Here is an 18,269-nt window from a genome sequence, read left to right as displayed (position 1 = left end):
CTCTCTGCGAGCGGGCCGCCGTGCGCGCGGCAGCGCGGCAGCTCAGCCCGCGGCGGCCATGGCCGGGTCGCTCAGCCCGTCACGGCCGGTCTCGACGCGGCCGGCGAAGCGCCGCACGAAGCCCGGCAGCGCATCGCAGGTGACCACGAAGTCGTACCAGCTGGCGCTGCCGCCCAGGTCCCAGTGCAGCTCCTGCGTCTGCCCCGGCGCCACGCTGGCGCTCCAGGGGCCGTCGTTGCGATAGGCGGCGGCCTTGACCTGCAGCGCCGCGTTGGCGGTGCCCTGGTTCATGAGCGTGAGATAGACGTTGCCCTTGTCGATGTCGTAGCACACGCGCACCTCGGGGTGGGGCGTTGCGGCGGCGCGCAGCGCGGCCAGGTTGCCCACGAAGCTGCGGTGAAAGCCGTTGGGGCCGAGCACCCAGAGGTCGTAGGCGCCGCTGTCGGCCGTGGTGTCCCAGCGGTCGTCGAGCTGCTTGCCCGCCTCCACCACGTAGCGCCGGGGCGCGCGGTCCAGGTGCAGCCGGTCATAGACGTGGAACACGGCCGCGGCGCTGCCGGTGTTGGAGAAGATCAGCTGCACCGTGCCGCCGGCGGCGTCGGCGCGGGCGCTGGTGTGCAGCTCGTAGGGCAGCGCGCGGGACGGGCGCGTGCCCGCATCCTGGAGCGGCAGCGCCTGTGGCGACGGCACGGCGATCTGCGGCAGCGCCCCCTGCGCGGTGCGCAGCGCGTCGGCGTCCACCTTGCTGCGCCGGCCCGCCAGGGTGGCCAGGGGCGCATCGTTGGGCGTGGCGAAGTTGAAGGCGCTGGTCAGGTCGCCGAAGACGGCGCGGCGGTACGGGCTGATCAGCGGCGCCTTCACGCCGAAGCGCGCCTCCAGGAAACGCAGGATCGAGGTGTGGTCGAAGTGCTGCGAATTCACCCAGCCGCCGCGGCTCCAGGGTGAGATCACCCACATCGGCACCCGCGGTCCCGGGCCGTAGCAATCGCCGTCGGGCGGCGGCATGTTGGTGCCGGCGTAGGGCGTGTGGGTGTAGTACTCGTAGGCCATGTCGCCCGCCGCCAGCGTGGACTTGCCCAGCGTGCCGCCCTGCCCGTCCAGCGAGGGCGCGCAAGGGGGCGGCAGGTGGTCGAAGTAGCCGTCGTTCTCGTCGAAGTTGATGAGCAGCACGGTCTTGCTCCACACGTCGGGGTTGGCGGTGAGCGCGTCCAGCAGTTCCTGCACGTACCAGGCGCCCTGCACGGGGCTGGACGGGCCGGGATGCTCGGAATAGGTGGCCGGCGGAATGATCCACGACACCTGCGGCAGCGAGCCGTCGAGCACGGCCTGGCGGAAGGTGCCGAGGAAGCCCCCGTCGGGCATGGTGTTGGCGATGCCCTTGTAGAGCGGGTTGCCGGCATCGTCCTTGGCCGGGTCGTAGGCCGGGCAGACGGCCTGGTCGCTGTACACCGGCTTGCCCGAGGCGAGGTTGGCCTGGCGGTACTGCTTGAAGCCGACGAGGGGGTTGTCGGTGAAGTTGTCGGGCATGTTCTGATAGACCATCCACGACACGCCGGCCTGCTGCAGGCGCTCCGGGTAGGTCGTCCAGTCGTAGCCGCCTGTGCGGATGTCGGTGTCCGAATCCAGTTCGTCCCAGACGTTGTTCACCACCACCTGGCCGGAGGGCCCGGTGGCGCCGTTGGTGCCGGTCCAGTGGAAGAGCCGGTTGGAGTTGGTGCCGCCGTGCAGCGAGCAGAAATACGCATCGCACACCGTGAAGGCATTGGCCAGCGCGAACTGGAACGGGGCCTCGGTCTGCATGTAGTAGCCCATGGACTGCGGCTTCTTGTAGCGCGGCCATTCGCTCATGCGGCCACGGTCCCAGGCGTTGCGCGCATCCACCCAGCTGTGCGGCGTGCCGCTCACGCGCTGGGCGTTGCCGGCGGACTGATCCAGGTGATAGGGCAGCACGGGGTTGCCGTTGGCGTCGAACTGCTGCCACACGCTGCGGCCGTTCGGCAGGGGAATGGTGAAGCGGTCGCCGAAGCCGCGCACGCCGGCCAGCGTGCCGAAGTAGTGGTCGAACGAGCGGTTTTCCTGCATCACGATCACGACGTGCTGCACGTCCGCGATCGTGCCGGTGCGCTGGGCGGCGGGAATGGCCAGGGCGCGGCGGATGCTGGGCGGGAAAAGGCTCAGTGCCGCAACACCGGCCGTGGTGCCTGCAGCGGCCTGCAGGAGCTTGCGTTTGGAAAGATCGATGGTCATGGTGGGCGCGGGAGGGTTCCGGGGGCGTGGGATGGGAGGGCGGCGCAAGAGGGCTACGGCGCGCAGCGCAGGCGCGGCTGCTCGGCAGCCGGCGGGTTGCCGCTGCCCGGATTGCCGCCGCCGCCGTTGCCGGCGGAGCCGCCGCCGCCGCAACCGGCCAGGGCGCAGGCCAGTGCCGAGCCGGCCATCAGGCCGAGAACGAGCCGCATCCAGCGAGGACGCGCGAGGGAATCTGTGGAAGGGGTCATGGAGGGCCTCATCGGGGTGAAGGAAGCGATGGGCCTGCCGCCGGGCCAGGCCCGGGCACGACAGACCTATTTGCAGAAATTTGCACAAACACACAAATTCGCAAATCAACAGGTCGCATGATCCGCCTGCCCCATGTCAGTCCGATGACCGGGATGCAGCCTCTTGCCCTCCGCGTTGCCCCACGCGCCCTGCCCTCCTGCGCGGCCCTCAGCAATCGGCGCTGGCGCCCACCCTGGCGTCGAAATGCATGCGCGCTCCGTTGTGGCCGAACTGGGGCCAGCGGGGCCGGCTGCCGCCGTCGGGGCTGCCCGTGCGGATGAAGTCGCAGAGCGCTCCCTGGAAGATCGACGACAGATCCTGCAGCTCCCGCGCACCGGCCCCCTGGAGCATGGGCGCGGCCTGCCATGTGCCGAAGTTGCCGAAGAGGAATGGCAGGTCGATGCAGTGGCAGGCGCCCAGGCCGGACTGCGGCGCAGACCAGTCGAACTGATACAGGTACGAACGCGCCCCATGCCGCGCCTGCGCCCGCGCCAGATCGACCGCCGGGCCGGTGAATATCTCGTCGCCACGCAGGGCGCTGAGCACCGAGCCGGGATCGGCGGGCGCCAGCCGCGCCCGCGCGCAGGCCAGCGCTTCTTGCGCGCGTTCGCCATGCAGGCGTGCGTATTCCGTCCACAGCTCGGCCGCCGTGAACCGCTCGAACGACGGGTTGCCGTGCGAGAACGCCGCGTACTCGTCGCGCGTGGTGCCCACCAGGGTGTCGCACCAGGCGCCAGCCCCTTCGCGCAGCGCATCGAGGGGGTCGCGGGCCAGCCAGTCCCCGTCGATCGCGGGCAGGAAGGGCGGCGTCATGTCGCCCGGCACCAGGGGCGGCTCCAGCCGGCCTGCCTGCTGCACCCGGTCCAGCGCACCCAGCAGATCGGCCACGGGCAGGGTGCGCAGCGGCTCCAGGTCCGCGGGATCGCGCCCCAGCGCACGCAGCAGGGCCTCGGCCGTCGGCGGCGCGGCCAGGGCGCGGGGCAGCGCCAGGCCCAGCGGCGCGCTCATGAGGATGGCCCGCTGGAACAGCCCCCGGCAGGACGGCTCGGCCAGCAAGGCCGCCACGCCGAAGGCCCCCACCGACTGGCCGGCCACCGTGATGTTCCCGGCATCGCCGCCGAAGGCGCCGATCGCCCGCGACACCCAGCGCACGGCGGCCCGCTGGTCGCGCAGCCCCAGGTTGGCCGGCGCGAAGCCCGGGTGCGCGAGAAAGCCGAAGAGCCCCAGCCGGTAGCTGGCGTTCACCACCACGATGCCGGCCCGGCGGGCCAGCAAGGCGCCGTCGTAGCAAGGCAGCGAGCCGCCGCCCGTCATGAACGCGCCGCCGTGCAGGAAGACCAGCACCGGCGCGGGCGCGGCAGGCAGCGCGCCGTCCGGCCAGGGCGTCCAGATGTCCAGGTGCAGGCAGTCTTCGTCCATGTCCGCCGGGTAGGCGCCCATGACGGCGTCCAGCCGCGACGGCAGCTGCGGCGCCACCGTGCCAGGCGAGCGCGCTTCGCGCACGCCGGCCCAGCACGGCGGCTCGCCGGGCGGCGCGAATCGGCCGGGGCCCACCGGCGCGGGAGCGTAGGGCACGCGGCGAAAGCAGGCGACGCCGTCGTGCGCGTCGCCGCGCAGCGCGCCGAAAAGGGTATGGACGATGGTTTCGGAGGGTTCCCGCATGGCAATGGCTCCTGGAGTGTTGCGATGGGGAAATCCTACGTCCGGGCCCCGTCGCCAGCCGTCCCATAATCAGGACTTCATATCGACAGGAATGGGACGGCAGCATGCATGGCATCGACGACATGTACCTGTTCAGGGCCGTGGTGGAGCACGGCGGCATCTCCGCTGCGGCACGGAGTCTGGACCTGCCCAAGTCCACGCTGGCGCGCCGCATCGGCGAGCTGGAAGCACGGCTCGGCCTGCCGCTCTACCACCGGGGCGGCCAGGGCTTTGCGCTGACGTCCTTCGGCGCGCAATGCCATGCCCACTGCGTGCAGCTGGCGGCCGAGGCCGACAAGGTGCTGGCCCTGGCCGACCGGCTGCGCAACCGGCCCAGCGGCGTGCTGCACGTGGTCTGCCCGCCCGCCATCGGCGCGGCCATCGTGGACGGGCTGGCGGCCCGTTTCGCGGCGTCGATGCCGGATGTGCGCCTGCATCTCGAAGAAGTCGCCGGGGCCTTCGACCCGGGCGACCGGCATGCCGATCTCATCATCCATCCGGGTTTCGCCCCGCTGCCGGATGCCTCGCTGGTCGCGCGCAGGATCGCCGCCGTGGACTACGCGCTCGTGGCCGGCCCGGGCGTGCTCGCAGCCGGCGCAGCGCCCCTGCACCCGGACGACCTGGCGCCGCTGCGCTGCCTGGGCCTGGGCGGGCGCGGCGCCGAATGGGTCTGGCGGCTACGCCGCGGGCGCCACACGGCCACGCACCGCTTCGAGCCGGTGTTCACCACCAACGTGCCCACGGCGCTGCTGCAGGCCGCGCTGCAGGGCCTGGGCGTCGCCGCGCTGCCGCAGGCACTCTGCCAGGACGCGATCGCCCGCGGGCACCTCACGCGGCTGCTGCCGGACTGGACGCCGGAGCCGGCGACCATCTATGCGCTCTACCCCAGCGGCCGCGCGCTCACGGCGGCGGCGCGCCGCTTCCTGGCGATGCTCGCGGAACACCTGCCCCGGCGGCTCGCCTCCGCCTGAGCGGCGCGGCCGGGCGGCGCGCAAGGCAGCAAAAAAGGGAGCGACCCTGCGGCCGCTCCCTTCGTCTTTTCCTTTTCTACCGCTGACGGGCGCAAGGCCCGCCGCGCCCCTAGAACGTGTTCACGATCTCAGGCCGGAGCCGAGGTGCGGATCAGGTGGTCGAACGCGCCCAGCGCCGCCTTCGCGCCCTCGCCGGCCGCGATGATGATCTGCTTGTACGGCACCGTGGTGCAGTCGCCGGCCGCGAACACGCCGGGCACGCTGGTGCGGCCATGCGAATCGACCACGATCTCGCCGAAGCGCGACAGCTCCACCGTGCCCTTGAGCCAGTCGGTGTTGGGCAGCAGGCCGATCTGCACGAAGATGCCTTCCAGCGCCAGCACATGGTGCTCTTCGGTGGTGCGGTCCTTGTAGCTCAGGCCGGTCACGCGGTTGCCGTCGCCCTTCACCTCGGTGGTCTGGGCGTTGAGGATCACGTCCACGTTCGGCAGGCTGCGCAGTTTGCGCTGCAGCACGGCATCGGCCTTCAGTTCACCGGCGAATTCCAGCACCGTGACATGGGCCACCACGCCGGCCAGGTCGATGGCCGCTTCCACGCCGGAGTTGCCGCCGCCGATCACCGCCACGCGCTTGCCCTTGAAGAGCGGGCCGTCGCAGTGCGGGCAGTAGGTCACGCCCTTGGTGCGGTACTGCTCTTCGCCCGGCACGTTCATGTTGCGCCAGCGCGCGCCGGTCGAAATGATGACGGAGCGGGACTTGAGCGTGCCGCCGTTTTCCAGCTCGACCTCGATCAGGCCGCCCTCGGTGGGGGCCGGCGTGAGCGACTTGGCGCGCTGCAGGTTCATCAGGTCCACCTCGTAGTCGCGCACGTGCTGCTCCAGCGCGGCGGCGAACTTGGGGCCGTCGGTCTTGCTGACCGAGATGTAGTTCTCGATGTCCAGCGTGTCGTTGACCTGGCCGCCGAAACGCTCGGCCGCCACGCCGGTGCGGATGCCCTTGCGGGCGGCGTACACGGCCGCTGCCGCGCCGGCCGGGCCGCCGCCGACGATCAGCACCTCGAACGCGTCCTTGGCCGAGAGCTTGGCGGCTTCGCGCTTGGCGGCGCCGGTGTCGAGCTTGGCCACGACTTCCTCGATGCTCATGCGGCCGGAGCCGAACACCTGGCCGTTGAGGAACACCATGGGCACAGCCATGATCTCGCGGTCGGTCACTTCCTGCTGGAAGGCGCCGCCTTCAATCACGGTGGTGCGGATGCGGGGGTTGAGGATGGCCATGAGCGACATCGCCTGCACCACGTCCGGGCAGTTGTGGCAGGTCAGGCTCATATAGACCTCGAAATCGAAGTCGCCTTCGAGCGCCTGCACCTGCTCGATCACATCCTGCTCGACCTTCGGGGGATGGCCGCCGGTCCAGAGCAGCGCCAGCACGAGCGAGGTGAATTCATGGCCGAGCGGCAGGCCGGCGAAGCGCAGGCTGGTCTGCGTGCCGGCGCGCTGCAGCGTGAACGACGGCTTGCGGGCATCGGCGCCATCGGTGCGCAGGGTGATCTTGTCGCTGCGCAGGGACTGGATGGTTTCCAGCAGCTCGCGCATCTGGGCGGAGGTCTCGCTGCCGTCCAGGGACGCCACGATCTCGAACGACTGCGTCACGCGCTCCAGATAGGCGGAAAGTTGGGTTTTGAGTTGGTCGTCGAGCATGGCTTGCATCCTGTATTGGGGGGTGTTTGTCTGGGGCCCGGCCGGCGACGGGCGCGGGCATTCAGGCAAAAAAATAGCCGGACGGCATGGCGACGAGCGCCATGCTGGGGTCCGGCCGGGGAGGCGCCGGGGGGCGCCTCCTGGATCGCGGGAGGTTTCTCGCGGGGCTTAGATCTTGCCGACCAGGTCCAGCGAAGGCGTCAGGGTCTTGGCGCCTTCCTTCCACTTGGCAGGGCAGACCTGGCCGGGGTTGGCGGCGGTGAACTGGGCAGCCTTGAGCTTGCGCAGGGTTTCCGACACGTCACGGGCGATTTCGTTGGAATGGATTTCCATGGTCTTGATCACGCCATCGGGGTTGATCACGAAGGTGCCGCGCAGTGCCAGGCCTTCTTCGGGGATGTGCACGCCGAAGGCATTGGTCAGCTGGTGCGTCGGGTCGCCGACCAGGGGGAACTTGGCCTTGCCGACGGCGTCGGAGGTTTCGTGCCAGACCTTGTGCGAGAAGTGCGTGTCGGTCGTGACGATGTACACCTCGGCACCGGCCTTCTGGAATTCGGCGTAGTTGTCGGCGGCGTCTTCGATTTCGGTGGGGCAGTTGAACGTGAAGGCGGCCGGCATGAAGATCAGCACGGACCACTTGCCCTTCAGGTTTTCTTCGGTCACGGTAATGAACTCACCCTTGCCATTGCGGTTCACGAACGCTTCGGTCTTGAAAGGCTGGACTTGGGTATTGATCAGGGACATTGCTGTTTCCTTAAAGAGTTGGAACGAACGGGAATGAAGACAGGACTGAAGTCTAGGGGTAAACCATCGATGTCTCCAATCAATTGAACAAATGATTTCAATTGCCTATAACTATCGAAATTTCAGCGTGATGTCATGGGTCTAGATGAGAAGACGACTCAGCCTCACACGCACGCAGAACAGGCGACCGGGGGTTTTGCCTTGTGCGCCATGACCCAGGTCACGACAATGCCGGCATTCGAGTCACACAAGCAAAGAGGAGAGCCCCATGAAAGGCGACGATCAGGTCATCGCGCATCTGCAAGCGCAGCTGAAGAACGAACTCACGGCCATCAACCAGTACTTCCTGCACTACCGCATGCTCAAGCACTGGGGTTTCGACCGCCTGGCCAAGAAGGAGTATGAGGAATCGATCGGCGAGATGAAGCACGCCGACAAGCTGATGGACCGCATCTTCATGCTGGACGGCCTGCCCAACCTGCAGGACCTGGCCAAGCTGCAGGTCGGCGAGGATGTGCCCGAGATCCTGGAATGCGACCTGCGCTCCGAACTCGGCGCGCAAGCCACCATCAAGGCCGGCATCGCCCACTGCGAAACGGTGCGCGACTACGTCTCGCGCGATCTGCTGCAGGAGATCCTGGACGACACCGAAGAGCACATCGACTTCCTGGAAACCCAGATCGAGCTGGTGTCCAAGGTCGGCGTGCAGAACTACCTGCAGTCGCAGATGGGCGAGGACGACTGAGTCCACCGCCACCACGCAGCCAGCGCCTTCGGCGCGACGGCATATGCATCGGAAACGGGCTTCGGCCCGTTTTTTCGTTTCTGGACGGTTTGCGCCCCCTTCCAGGGTTCGCGCTGCGCACCGCGGAACGGGCGCAGCGCGCTAGCATTTTCAGAGCACCCGGCATGCCGCGATAAGACGGTGTTCCACCGCGTTCGCAGGCGCTTCAGCGGCGGCGGCATATGTAACAGTCGGACGGCCTTTTGTCAGCCCGCCGGAAGGGTGCCGAAAGCCGTGCAGCACGGGGACTGCGGCGCGCTGACCCGGCCGCCCCAGCAGAAAGGGGCCCACGCCCGCCGCGACGGCGCCCACCAGCCAGACAGGCGCGTAAGGCAAATTCCTACATCCGTGTCTCGCCGACCAGACGCTACGCGCAGCCACCCCCCGACTTAATTTTTGATTGGGCCGAATTCACAATCCATTTCAACGGATCACGCAACACATGCAGACCGCATGCAACGCGATCCGGGTACTGGAAAAAGGACTGACCCATGACCTCCGAACAACTGCTCGCCGAAATCCGTGAAGCCAACCTCACTTACCTGATGTTGGCCCAGACGCTGATTCGCCACGACAAGGCGGAGGCGGTGTTCCGTCTGGGTCTGAACGAAGACGCGGCCGACCTGCTGGCCTCGCTGTCGTCGGCGCAGGTGCTCAAGCTGGCATCGCGCAACACCCTGCTGTGCAGCTTCCGGGTGGACGACAACATGGTGTGGAGCTTGCTCACCAACCACAACACGCCCAAGAAGGTCGGCAACGAGGCGACCAACGCGCTGCACGCCAACATCCTGATGGCCAGCCGCGTCTCCGAAGTGCTCTGAAGCACCTTCGCACCGCCCTCGCCCGCCTCCCGTCCAGCCGTCATCCCGAAGAAAGCCCGCCATGCCCGCAGCAGCACCCGTCAAGAGCGTTCTGAACGAATCCAAGCAGATCGAGCGCGCCGCGCTGCTGATCCAGATGGGCGCCCGCATGCAAGTGCTGGAGTCGGAAACCACGCTCTCCTACGAGCGGCTGATCCGCCTCTACAAGGAGATCGCGGGCAAGTCCCCTTCCAAGGGCCAGCTGCCCTTCTCGACCGACTGGTTCCTGACCTGGCAGGAAAACATCCACTCGTCGCTGTTCCTGAACATCTACCAGTACCTGTCCAAGGGCGTGGACCTGGATTCGGTGGAACTGCTGACCAAGGCCTATCGCCTCTACAACGAGCAGGTCTCCATGTCGGGCATCGAGCCGCTGCTGTCCTTCACCCGCGCCTGGCGCCTCATCAAGTTCGTGGATGCCGGCATGCTCACGCGCACGCAGTGCACGCAATGCGGCGGCCAGTTCGTGACCGAGCTGTACGAGAACCGGGGCTACACCTGCGGCCTGTGCAACCCGCCCGCCCGCGCCGGCAAGAGCAAGAGCGCCGGCGCGCTGATGCTGCACTGAGCATCGACGGATTCACCGCGCAGGGCCTCAAAGGCCCTGCAGCGCTTGCCAATCAAGCGCTTTCAGCTACAAAAAATATAGCTAACGCATTCGCTGCAGATGCGCCCGCAGGATCGCGCGCCTGCGCGCCAATGCGGCCTATTGCGCCATCAGCAGCCCGCGCACCGTGGCATCCATCGGCAGCGCGTAGTCGTACGCGGCCAGCACCACGTTGCCCGACGGGTGGACCAGCTTGAGGCTGATGAAGACCGCACGCGGCGACACCGCATAGGTGCCCACCAGCACGGCCTGCGCGGCCTGGGCCTGCACCACCTCGCGCGCCTCGCCCGAAAGCAGCAGCTGGCCCTGGCCCGAACGCATGGCCAGCGTCTCGCGCAATTTCAGTTCCGTCACCCGCAGGCCGCGCTGCGCCAGGCGGCCCGCCAGTTGCTCGGACACCAGCCGGCCCAGGCGGGACGATTCGGACAGACGGTCGATCTGCACGATGGTGGCGACCATCAACGGCAGCGCGGGGTCCAGCGGCGGGCTCTGCAGCAGCAGCGCATCGACGGCCGCATAGTTGGCGCCGACCAGATCCACCGGAGCGGCCCCCGCGGCGCTGCCGTAGTAATAGCTCGCGCAGCCGGAGCTGGCCAGCACGGCCGCCGTGGCGGTCACCAGAGCGGCCACGCTGCGCAGGCCGCGGCGCCGGCCCAGGTCGGGCAGCGCGCCCGACGACGCGGCGCCGGAGAAAAGGCTGGACTTCATGGCACGACCTTCCAGCTGCGCAGGGTCGCGGCCGGCGCGGCGGCAGCCGGCTCGGGCAGCGGTGTCTGGTAGAGCTGCAGATCGTCCTGCGCGATGGAATAGACGTCGGAGGTCCGCACCAGCAGGCGCTGCTCGCGCTCCAGCGACGTGGTCACCAGGATCTCGGTGCGCAGCGGGCCGGCAGGCGCTGCCGGGGCATGCGCGATGGGGCCGTAGCCCGAGGAGCCGCGCTCCACCTGGATGCCGTCGGCCAGCCAGGCGCCGCGGCTGGTCAGCGGCGCGCCGGCGTGGTGCTGCACCAGCTGCGTGATGACGCGCAGTTCCAGCGGCGTGGGATCGGTGCTGACGGCCAGGCCCCGCTCGACCAGATGGGTCGCCAGCAGTTGCCGCAGCCCCCGGCCGAAGCCGGACGGATCGGGCGAAGGAACGATGTAGATCGGATGCTCGCCCGGCGGCCAGTCGCGCAGGCGCTCGGCCAGATGGGCGGCGATGTCGGCGGCCATCACATCCCAGTGGTGGGCGGCGCGCGAGGTCAGCTGCGAGGACGGCGCGTAGGCCGCAGGCGCCGGCACGTCCAGCCGCGAGGCGCAGCCGGCCAGCACCGAGGAGAGCAGCAAGGCAGCCGCCAGCGGCGCCAGCAGCCGCGACGACGACGAGCGCGCGCGAACCGGCGGCTGCGTCCTGGCAGCGGCACGGCATGAAGCGCCCCGGGCGCGGAATTCGAATGGCATGCGGGAATGCTAAGCGGGCCGGCCGCGCCCGAAACGGCGGAACAGCGCGGACTTTCGGTGGCTGCTCGCAGGCTGCGGATGCGTGCGCGGCCTCGAACGCTACTTTTTCAATAGCAAACTACCTATATAAGACAAGGGCTGGATGGCTTTTTACCCCGAAGATCAGCCGGTGATCGGCAGGGCCCACCGGCTTGGGGCCCCTCAGGCAACGACCTACGCCCGGGGCGGGCCGCGCCGAAGCACAATCCAGGGCATGCCAGAAACGCTGCCAGACTCTTCCCCACCGGCCCGGGCAGGCGCCGAATCCGCCACGCCGCCCGATCATCCCGCCCCCCAGCCCCCCGAACCGCCCCCGCCGCCACCGCCTGCGGCGGAAGCCGTGCTGCAGCACACCGAGGTCCCCCGTGTGCTGCTGCACATGCCGGTGGATGTGCGCAGCGTGTCGCTGGCGCTGATCGCGCTCTTTCTCGGCATCGGCATGCTGCACTGGGCGAGCGCCGTGTTCATCCCGCTGATGCTCAGCGTGCTGCTGACCATCTCGCTGCAGCCGGCAGTGAATTGGCTGCACCGCTGGCGCGTGCCGCGCGCGGTGGGCGCGGGGCTGCTGCTGATGGGCATCATCGGCGGACTGGGCGGCACGGCCTGGTCGCTGAGCGAGGGCGCCTCGCAGCTGGTGGATTCGCTGCCCGTGGCCGCGCGCAAGGTGCGCGACGCGGTGCGCCTGAGCGTGCCCGGCGTGAGCCCGCTGGACACCATGCAGAAGGCCGCCAGCCAGCTGGAACAGGCCGCCTCCGAAAGCGTGCCGCCGCAGACCCGGCGCGGCGTGCAGCGCGTGGTGGTCGAGCGCCCGCCCTTCAACATCCGCGACTACGTCTGGAGCGGCACCATGGGCCTGGCCTCGGCCGTCGGGCAGATGACGGTGGTGGTGTTCCTCACCTTCTTCTCGCTGGCCTCGGGCAGCCTGTTCCGGCGCAAGCTGATGCGCATCGCCGGCACCAGCCTGGAACGCCGCAAGATCACCATGGAAGTGCTGGACGACATCACGGGCCAGATCCAGCGGTACCTGCTGGTGCAGGTCTTCACCAGCGTGCTGGTGGGCGCTGCGACCTGGGCGGCCTATGCCGCGCTGGGCCTGCAGAACGCCGTCGTCTGGGGCGTGGTGGCTGCGGCGCTCAACTTGGCGCCCTACGTGGGCTCGCTGCTGGTCACGGGCGCATCGGCGCTGGTGGCCTTCCTGCAGTTCGGCACGCTGGACATGGCACTGGCCATCGGCGGGGCCTCGCTCGTCATCCACACCCTCATCGGCAATCTGGTCACGCCCTGGCTCACCAGCCGCACCAGCCGCATGAGCCCGGTGGCGGTGTTCGTGAGCGTGCTGGCCTGGGGCTGGCTCTGGGGCCTGTGGGGCCTGCTGCTGGGCATTCCGGTGATGATGGTCGTCAAGGCCATCTGCGACCGGGTGGACGACCTGCGGCCCGTGGGCGAGCTGCTGGGCGACTGACGCGGGGCCCGGGCGGCCTGCCGCCCTGCCCTGCCATCCCTCTATCCCACGATCTTGAGGCCATCAGGCCCTCAAGCCAAAAAGCCCTCAGGCCGGCACGCGGATCGGGCGCGCGGCCGGTTCGCCGCTCTCGGGCCCGGCCACCAGCTGAGCGGCCATGGCCCCCAGCGGCGCGATCTGCCGGCAGACCAGCGCCAGCTGGGTGAGCACCAGGCGCAGCGGCTCGCCGGCCGTATCGGCCTGGCGCTCCAGCGCATCGGCCAGGGCGGCGGCAGCGCCGTCGTCCGGCTCGGGCGCGCGGCGCTCCAGCAGGGCCTGGGCGATGCCGTCGATCTGCGCGGCGGCATGCTCGGCCGCCTGCGTGACCAGGGAGCCGTCTTCCTGCGCGTCCAGCTGGCCGCGGTGCGCGCCCAGGGCCGAGAGGAAGTTCAGCAGCGTGTGCGAGAGCACCAGCATCTGCATGCCCTGGCGCGCATGCCGGCGCACGGAGCGCGGCTCCTGCAGCATCTGCGCGAGCGCGGTGGAGAGCGCCGCGTCGGCGTTGTGCGCGGTGCGGCGGGCCAAGCGGTAGTCCAGATCGTCCACCTTGCCGGTGGCGTACTGCGACATGATCTCGCGCAGGTAGAGCCCGTTGGAGCGCACGGCCTGCGCCACCACGGCGGCCAGGCGCCGGCCCTGCCAGTCGGGCAGCACCAGCAGCATGGCCGCAGCGGCGATGGCGCTGCCCACCAGCGTGTCCACCAGCCGCGGCCAGATCAGCGCATAGCCGTTGCCCGTGGTCTGGTTGAAGCACATCAGCACCAGCAGCGTGATGGCCGCCGTCGCCACCAGGTAGCGCTTGGTGCGCGTGACGAAGAACAGCACGCCCGAGGCCACCGCGATCAGCGCCTGCACGTGCAGGCTGGGAAAGAGCCGCAGCAGCGCCCAGCCCGCCACCAGCCCCAGCGCCGTGCCCAGCACGCGCTGCGTGACCTTGGAGACCGTGGCGCCATAGGTGGGCTGGCAGACGAAGAGCGTGATCATCGGAATCCAGAAGCCGTGGGCCGGGTCGGTGAACTGCATGACCGCGCAGCCGGCGGCCAGCGCCAGCGACAGCCGCACCGCGTGGCGCGCCAGCGGCGAGCCGGTATGCAGCTGCGCGCGCACGCGGCCCCAGGCATCGGCCAGCGAACGCGGCGTGCGGTCGAACAGGCTGCTGTCGCCCGGGCGCTCGCCGCCTTCGGGGTGGGTGGCGGCCACCAGCTGCGCGTCCAGCGTGGTCAGGTTGCGCGCCAGCGCGCGCAGGGAGCGCAGCGGGCGCTGCCAGGCCGGCTGCTGCTGGCGCTCCAGGTAGGCGATGGAGTCGTTCAGGTCGGCCAGCGCGCGTTCCGCCTCGCCGTCGCGCACGTAGGGCTGGTGCAGCTGCAGCGCCTCGGCCACCTGCGAGCAATCCACGCCCTGCAGCTTGAGCACGCGCTGGCAGCGGTAGAGCACGTCGCTGTGGAACAGCACGTCGGCCCATTCGTTGTAGTGATAGTGGGACGAGCTGGCGCGCTCGTGGATGTCCTGCGCCACGAAGTAGAGATTCAGGTGGCGCAGCAGGCGCCCCGTGGGCGGCTGGCGGCCGAGCCGGGAGAAAAGGCTTTCCTTGGTGGTGTTGAGCGCGGCCACCACGCGGCCGTTGGTCTGGGCCAGCGCCAGGCGGCGGCGCTCCATGTCCACCGCGCGCACCGGCTCGAACACGCTGGCCTTCAGGCGCAGGTAGGCGCCCAGCTCGCGGTAGAGCTGCGCCAGGTTCTGGCGCACCGGCTGGTGGGGGAACAGGGCGCACCAGGCCAGCGACAAAGCGCCATACCACGCCGCCCCGGCCAGCAGCAGCACCGGCACCAGCCAGTGCGGCAGCCCGGTGGGGTGCCCGGGCGCGACGCTGATGGCGGTGTAGATCGCCAGGATGACGGTGGCCGATGCGATGGCCCGGTAGCGCTCGCCCATGGCGCCCAGCATGGTGAAGCTGAAGGCGGAACAGGCCAGCCCCAGAACGAAGAGCGGCGGCCAGGCCAGCAGCGCCTGCACCGAGAAGGCCGCCAGCGCGAAGCAGCCCAGCGTGACGACGATGGCCCGCAGCCGGCCCTGCCAGCTGTCGTCGGTCTCGGCCAGCGCCATGGCGATGATGCCGAGGAACAGCGGCGTCACCAGCGGCACATGGCCCAGCGCCCAGCACAGCGCCATCACGCTGCTGAGCGCGACGAACACCCGCAGGCTGTAAACGAAATCATCCTTCGCCCAGAGGCGCCGCAACAAACCCATCCATCCGTTATCCACGATCACTCCCGTACCCTCACCAACGAAAACAGGCCCGCGAGGGGCCTTGGAGCCTGTGGACGATCCCGCGGGGGGATCGCATGGGCGCGCCATCGGGACGATGGCGCGCACGATGCCGCGCCGGCCCGAAGGGCGCCGCCGCGCCGTGCCGCCCCTTGCGCCAACTCCAGGGCGCGAACCCTGGAGGATGGCAGGCAGGCATCCTACGATGCCCCGCCGGCACGCAAGTTCCGCGCCGGTGGGGGCCAGCCGCCGTCAGCCCGTGTTGCGCAGCCCGGCCGCGATGCCGTTGATGGAGATGTGGATGCCGGTCTGCACGCGCTCGTCGCCCTTGCCGGCGCGCCAGCGGCGCACCAGCTCGACCTGCAGATGGTGCAGCGGGTCGATGTAGGGAAAGCGGTGGCGGATGGAGCGCGCCAGCGCGGTGTTGCCCGCCAGGCGCTGCTTCTCGCCGGTGATGCGCACCAGCGCCTCGCCGGTGCGCTGCCATTCGGACTCGATGGCGCCGAACACCTTGCGGCGCAGGCGTGCATCGGTCACCAGTTCGCTGTAGCGCGAGGCCAGCGCCAGATCGCTCTTGGCCATCACCATGTCCATGTTGGACAGCAGCGTGCGGAAGAACGGCCACTGGCGGTACATGCGCTGCAGGAGAGCCAGCCGCGCCTTGGGGTCTTCGCCCGGCGCCTTGATGAAGGCCTCCACGGCCGAGCCGAAGCCGTACCAGCCCGGCAGCGTGAGCCGGCACTGGCCCCAGCTGAAGCCCCAGGGAATGGCGCGCAGGTCTTCGATCTTCTGGCTGGGCTTGCGCGATGCGGGGCGCGAGCCGATGTTGAGCTCGGCGATCTCGCGGATCGGCGTGGAATTGAAGAAGTAGTCGGTGAAGCCCGGCGTGTCATAGACCAGCGCGCGGTAGGCCCCCATGCTGGCCTGCGACAGCTGCGCGGCCGCCTCCAGGAAGGCCTTGGTGGCCGGCTTGGTGGGCTGCAGCAGCGTGGCCTCCAGCGTGGCGGCGACCAGCGTTTCGAGGTTGCGCCGGCCGATCTCGGGATTGGCGTACTTGGAGGCGATGACCTCGCCCTGCTCGGTCAGGCGGATCTGCCCGCGCACCGTGCCGGGCGGCTGCGCCAGGATGGCCTGGTAGCTCGGGCCGCCGCCGCGCCCCACCGTGCCGCCCCGGCCGTGGAACATGCGCAGCTGGATCGGCGCGGCCGGCTGGGCCGCGGCGTTCATCTCGTCGAACAGCGCCACCAGCGCGATCTCGGCGCGGTAGAGCTCCCAGTTGCTGGTGAAGATGCCGCCATCCTTGTTGCTGTCGCTGTAGCCCAGCATGATGTCCTGCTCGGCGCCGCCGGCGCGCACCAGCGCGGCGAAGCCGGGCAGCGCATACAGCTCGCGCATGATGGGCGCGGCATTGCGCAGGTCTTCGATGGTCTCGAAGAGCGGCACCACGATCAGGTCGGCGCGCGCGGCCTGCGGGCCGGCGTCCAGCGTGCCGTGCATCAGGCCCACTTCCTTTTGCAGCAGCAGCACCTCCAGCAGGTCGCTCACGGTTTCGGTGTGGCTGATGATGTAGTGGCGGATGGCCTGGGCGCCGAAGCGCTCGCGCATCACGCGGGCGGCCTCGAAGATGGCGATCTCGCCGGTCGTGTGCTCGGAATAGGCCGCGCCCACCACGCGCAGCGGGCGCGCGTCGCACAGCAGGCTCAGCAGCAGCTCGCGCCGCCGGGCTTCGTCGAGCGCGGAATAGTCCGCCTCGATGCGGGCGGTGGCCAGCAGCTCGGCCACCACGCGCTCGTGCTGGTCGGAGCTCTGGCGCAGGTCCACCGTCGCCAGGTGGAAGCCGAACACCTCCACGGCGCGCACCAGCGGGTGCAGGCGCTCGGTCGCCATGCCGCCGCCGCCGTGGGCGCGCAGCGAGGCCTCGATCACGCGCAGATCGGCCAGGAACTCCTCGGCCTGGCGGTAGGGGTTCTGGGGCGCGACGGCATGGCGCGCTGCGTCACCGCCGGTCAGCTGCTTGAGCGTGGCCGCCAGCCGGGCGTAGATGCCGGTGAGCGCGCGGCGGTAGGGCTCGTCCTGGCGGTGCTCGCTGGCGTCGGGCGAGCGCTCGGCCAGGGCCTGCATCTCGGGCGACACGCGCACCAGCCGGGCCGACATGGACAGCTCGCCGCCCAGGTAGTGCACTTCGGTCAGGTAGTGGCGCAGCGCCACCTCGGCCTGGCTGCGCAGGGCCAGCTCCAGCGTGGCGGCGGTGACGTTGGGATTGCCGTCGCGGTCGCCGCCGATCCACTGGCCCATGCGCAGGAAGCTGGCCACCGGCTGGTCGCCCAGCTCGCGCTCCAGGTCGGCATAGATCTTGGGGATCTCGCTGAGGAAGGTGGATTCGTAATAGGAGAGCGCGTTCTCGATCTCGTCGGCCACCGTGAGCTTGGAATAGCGCAGCAGGCGCGTCTGCCAGAGCTGGGCCACGCGGGCGCGGATGCGGGCCTCGTTGGCGGCCAGGTCGCGCGGCGTGATGGCGTCCTTGGCGCTGTTGTAGAGCTGGGCGCGGGCGGCGATGTCGTCGCGCTCGGTCAGCAGGCGGGCGATGTCGCGCTCGGCGTCGAGGATGCTCTTGCGCTGCACTTCGGTGGGGTGGGCGGTGAGCACCGGCGCCACGTAGCTGGTCGCCAGCGTCTGCGCCACGGTGCGCGGCGCGATGCCGGCCCAGCGCAGCCGCGCCAGCGCGACCTCGATGCTGCCCTCCTGCGCGCTGCCGGCCCGCTCGTGCACGGCGCGGCGGCGGATGTGGTGGCGGTCTTCGGCCAGGTTGGCCAGGTGGCTGAAATAGGTGAAGGCGCGGATCACGCTCACCGTCTGGTCGCCCGTCAGGCCCTTGAGCAGCTTCTTGAGCGCCTTGTCGGCTTCCTGGTCGGCATCGCGGCGGAAGGCCACCGAAAGCGTGCGCACCTGCTCGACCAGGTCGTATGCGGCCACCCCCTCCTGCTCGCGGATCACGTCGCCCAGGATGCGGCCGAGCAGGCGGATGTCCTGTATCAGCGGCAGGTCCTTGTCGCCCTTGCGGGCGGCAGCGGGGGCTGCGGGCGCGCGGGCTGAGGCATCGGTCTTGCGGGGGGACGCATTCATGCA

15 protein-coding genes are annotated in these 18,269 nt (G+C 69.7%); 6 read left to right on the top strand and 9 right to left on the bottom strand.

Going from position 1 to position 18,269, the window contains the following annotated elements:
* Positions 1-42 precede the first annotated feature (42 nt).
* Positions 43-2,247 carry a phosphocholine-specific phospholipase C gene (locus BM070_RS12740; protein ID WP_092939781.1) on the bottom strand — a complete coding sequence of 735 codons (2,205 nt, stop codon included), beginning with the start codon at positions 2,245-2,247 and terminating at the stop codon, positions 43-45.
* Positions 2,248-2,300: 53 nt separating this feature from the next.
* The gene (locus BM070_RS24240) at positions 2,301-2,495 is read right to left on the bottom strand and encodes a hypothetical protein (RefSeq protein WP_217648946.1); all 195 of its coding nucleotides are present in this window, start codon (positions 2,493-2,495) and stop codon (positions 2,301-2,303) included.
* Here BM070_RS24240 and BM070_RS25280 point away from each other — a divergent pair.
* Positions 2,494-2,616: a hypothetical protein gene (locus BM070_RS25280; protein WP_281245415.1), complete on the top strand. Its 123-nt coding sequence runs from the start codon at positions 2,494-2,496 to the stop codon at positions 2,614-2,616. The genes BM070_RS24240 and BM070_RS25280 overlap by 2 nt on opposite strands.
* Before the next feature lie 87 nt (positions 2,617-2,703).
* Here the strand turns inward: BM070_RS25280 and BM070_RS12735 are convergent, their stop codons facing one another.
* The gene (locus tag BM070_RS12735; protein ID WP_092939780.1) at positions 2,704-4,197 is read right to left on the bottom strand and encodes a carboxylesterase/lipase family protein; all 1,494 of its coding nucleotides are present in this window, start codon (positions 4,195-4,197) and stop codon (positions 2,704-2,706) included.
* A gap of 104 nt (positions 4,198-4,301) precedes the next feature.
* On the opposite strand from BM070_RS12735, the gene BM070_RS12730 reads away from it, so the two are divergent.
* Positions 4,302-5,207, top strand: a complete 906-nt coding sequence (locus BM070_RS12730; RefSeq protein ID WP_092939779.1) for a LysR family transcriptional regulator — start codon at positions 4,302-4,304, stop codon at positions 5,205-5,207.
* Positions 5,208-5,335: 128 nt separating this feature from the next.
* On the opposite strand, the gene ahpF is transcribed toward BM070_RS12730, so the two are convergent.
* Together ahpF and ahpC are read right to left on the bottom strand one after the other, a co-directional pair.
* On the bottom strand, positions 5,336-6,904 hold the full coding sequence (ahpF, locus tag BM070_RS12725) for an alkyl hydroperoxide reductase subunit F (RefSeq protein ID WP_092939778.1): 1,569 nt from the start codon (positions 6,902-6,904) through the stop codon (positions 5,336-5,338).
* A 168-nt stretch (positions 6,905-7,072) separates the two neighbouring features.
* Positions 7,073-7,648 (bottom strand): alkyl hydroperoxide reductase subunit C, encoded by a 576-nt coding sequence (gene ahpC, locus BM070_RS12720; RefSeq protein ID WP_011794518.1) that lies wholly within the window; start codon positions 7,646-7,648, stop codon positions 7,073-7,075.
* Positions 7,649-7,916: 268 nt separating this feature from the next.
* Here ahpC and bfr point away from each other — a divergent pair, with 268 nt between their 5' ends.
* The 3 genes from bfr to flhC all read left to right on the top strand — a co-directional run bounded on the left by bfr (position 7,917) and on the right by flhC (position 9,860).
* Positions 7,917-8,393, top strand: a complete 477-nt coding sequence (gene bfr, locus BM070_RS12715; RefSeq protein ID WP_092939777.1) for a bacterioferritin — start codon at positions 7,917-7,919, stop codon at positions 8,391-8,393.
* A 530-nt stretch (positions 8,394-8,923) separates the two neighbouring features.
* Entirely contained in the window at positions 8,924-9,253 is a 330-nt protein-coding gene (flhD, locus tag BM070_RS12710) for a flagellar transcriptional regulator FlhD (protein ID WP_092939776.1), read from the top strand.
* Positions 9,254-9,314: 61 nt separating this feature from the next.
* Entirely contained in the window at positions 9,315-9,860 is a 546-nt protein-coding gene (flhC, locus tag BM070_RS12705; protein ID WP_092939775.1) for a flagellar transcriptional regulator FlhC, read from the top strand.
* Between the two features lie 138 nt (positions 9,861-9,998).
* Here the strand turns inward: flhC and BM070_RS12700 are convergent, their stop codons facing one another.
* Positions 9,999-10,607 (bottom strand): FlgO family outer membrane protein, encoded by a 609-nt coding sequence (locus BM070_RS12700; RefSeq protein WP_175518486.1) that lies wholly within the window; start codon positions 10,605-10,607, stop codon positions 9,999-10,001.
* Complete coding sequence (locus tag BM070_RS12695) at positions 10,604-11,338, bottom strand: hypothetical protein (RefSeq protein WP_245785200.1); 735 nt, start codon at positions 11,336-11,338, stop codon at positions 10,604-10,606. Before BM070_RS12695 ends, BM070_RS12700 begins: the two co-directional genes overlap by 4 nt.
* A gap of 253 nt (positions 11,339-11,591) precedes the next feature.
* Here BM070_RS12695 and BM070_RS12690 point away from each other — a divergent pair, with 253 nt between their 5' ends.
* Positions 11,592-12,839: an AI-2E family transporter gene (locus BM070_RS12690; protein ID WP_092939774.1), complete on the top strand. Its 1,248-nt coding sequence runs from the start codon at positions 11,592-11,594 to the stop codon at positions 12,837-12,839.
* Between the two features lie 87 nt (positions 12,840-12,926).
* On the opposite strand, the gene yccS is transcribed toward BM070_RS12690, so the two are convergent.
* The gene (gene yccS, locus BM070_RS12685; protein WP_092939773.1) at positions 12,927-15,125 is read right to left on the bottom strand and encodes a YccS family putative transporter; all 2,199 of its coding nucleotides are present in this window, start codon (positions 15,123-15,125) and stop codon (positions 12,927-12,929) included.
* A 270-nt stretch (positions 15,126-15,395) separates the two neighbouring features.
* Positions 15,396-18,266 carry a phosphoenolpyruvate carboxylase gene (gene ppc, locus BM070_RS12680; protein WP_092939772.1) on the bottom strand — a complete coding sequence of 957 codons (2,871 nt, stop codon included), beginning with the start codon at positions 18,264-18,266 and terminating at the stop codon, positions 15,396-15,398.
* Positions 18,267-18,269: the final 3 nt, after the last annotated feature.

The organism is Paracidovorax wautersii (assembly GCF_900113035.1).
Taxonomy (GTDB): Bacteria; Pseudomonadota; Gammaproteobacteria; order Burkholderiales; family Burkholderiaceae_C; genus Paracidovorax; species Paracidovorax wautersii.
This window is presented reverse-complemented; position numbering and strand designations above follow the sequence as displayed.